Source organism: Bradyrhizobium sp. 132 (genome assembly GCF_023074185.1).
Taxonomy (GTDB): domain Bacteria; phylum Pseudomonadota; class Alphaproteobacteria; order Rhizobiales; family Xanthobacteraceae; genus Bradyrhizobium.
This window is the reverse complement of sequence record NZ_JADPKY010000047.1, coordinates 1-1,712: the sequence shown is the minus strand read 5'-3', so window position 1 is coordinate 1,712 and position 1,712 is coordinate 1. Positions and strand designations below refer to the sequence as shown.

At 61.5% G+C, this 1,712-nt stretch carries 2 protein-coding genes and 1 pseudogene; all 3 read left to right on the top strand.

Annotated features, from left to right (window positions below; all coding sequences use genetic code 11):
- Positions 1-298: pseudogene (locus IVA74_RS08780) on the top strand (Ku protein); the annotation flags it as partial.
- Positions 299-456: 158 nt separating this feature from the next.
- Positions 457-870: a response regulator gene (locus IVA74_RS08775; protein ID WP_247341724.1), complete on the top strand. Its 414-nt coding sequence runs from the start codon at positions 457-459 to the stop codon at positions 868-870.
- Positions 871-953: 83 nt separating this feature from the next.
- Positions 954-1,712: alpha/beta hydrolase (locus tag IVA74_RS08770; protein WP_346730926.1), on the top strand; the 759-nt coding region annotated here is incomplete at its 3' end.

The following is a 1,712-nucleotide window of genomic DNA, read 5'->3' as shown; positions in this document are numbered from 1 at the left end:
GAAGTTCGAGGACCATTATGAAAGCGCGCTGATCGAGCTCATCAACCAGAAGCGGGCCGGCAAGCCGATCGTGCCGAAGGATCGGCCGAAAGGCGAGAATGTTGTCGACCTGATGGACGCGTTGCGCAAGAGCGTCGGCGGCGCAGCTGCAGAGAGCAAGGCTTCGAAAACTCCGGCCAAAAAAGCCAAGAAGGCGGCTGCCGGGCAGAAGGAGATGCTGATGCCGATCTCCGGCAAGAAGCCGGCGAAGGAGACGGCGAAGAAGCCGGCAACGGGGGCGCGGCGGAAGTCGGCCTAGCCACACGCTGTCGCTCTCGAGCCTACACCGGCATTTCTCCCGCAAGGACTCGTTGCTCAGCGCGCCGGCTGTAAAAGTGAACACTTCGCCCTTTGCTACGTTAGAGCGGTGGCAGTTTGCTCGTGGCCTGCGGGTGCCCTTTTCAAGAGAGATGCGAGATGCACCTGAGCAACTCCCAAGACCCCGCAGAAAGAGCAACAATCCTTCTGGTCGAGGACGAAGATCTCCTTCGTGAGATGCTGGAAGAGACCTTGGTCGAGGCGGGTTACGGCGTCGTAAGCGCCGCTTCTGGCGAGGAGGCAACCAATCTGCTCAGCATGCCCCCTTTGCCGCGGGCCCTCGTGACTGACATCAATCTGGGCCGCGCCAGGATGGACGGATGGGAGCTCGCCCGTCTCGCCCGGCAGAGCGATCCAGGCTGCGTGATCCTCTACGTCTCCGGCGACAGCGCGCATCGCTGGGTCACCAATGGCGTGCCGCAAAGCATCCTCTTGGCCAAGCCCTTTGCGCCCGCGCAATTGGTGGAGGCGATATCGGACCTCCTCACTCGTTCGGGTTCGTTCCCGTCCTAGAAAAACGAATGCGCCGGCGCCTGTTTGGACGTAAGCTGTCTGCAAAACAACAAGCCGCGCTTCACGCGCAAAGGGTGGTCGAGGTGTCCGTTGAATTCCGCAACAACGTGCAGGTCCGGGGCCGCGGTGAGAGGGCCATGATGTTCGCCCACGGGTTTGGGTGCGACCAGAACATGTGGCGCTTCGTGGCGCCGGTGTTCGAGGCGGATTTCACTACGGTGCTGTTCGACCATGTCGGAGCCGGCCGTTCGGACCTCACCACTTACGACCGTGGGAAGTATTCGACGCTGTCCGGCTATGCCGACGACGTCGTCGAGATCGGCCGCTCGCTGCGCCTGAAGGATGCCGTATTCGTGGGGCATTCCGTCAGTGCGATGATCGGAGTCCTTGCCTCGATCAAGGACCCCACGTTGTTCGAAAGCCTCATCCTTGTGGGGCCTTCGGCGCGCTACATCGACGATCGCGACTACGTCGGTGGCTTCAGCGCCCAGCAGATCGAAGAGCTTCTTTCGTTTCTGGAGGAGAACCACATTGGGTGGTCGGCGCAGATGGCGCCTGCCATCATGGGCAACCCGGAGCGGCCCGAACTTGGCGAGGAACTGACTAACAGCTTCTGCCGTACAGATCCCGCCATCGCCAAGGAATTCGCGCGGGTCACCTTCCTCTCCGACAACCGCGCCGACTTGGCCAAGGTCAACGCTCGCACGCTGATCCTCCAGTGCAGCGAAGACATCATCGCCGGACAACAGGTGGGTGCGTACGTCCAGCGCAACATCCCGAACAGCAAAATGGTGGTTCTGAAGGCAACCGGCCATTGTCCCAACCTGAGCGCGCCCGACGAA

Excerpts from the sequence above, each read along its gene's own strand:
- IVA74_RS08775 (WP_247341724.1), top strand. The coding sequence starts at position 457 with ATGCACCTGAGCAACTCCCAAGACCCCGCAGAAAGAGCAACAATCCTT.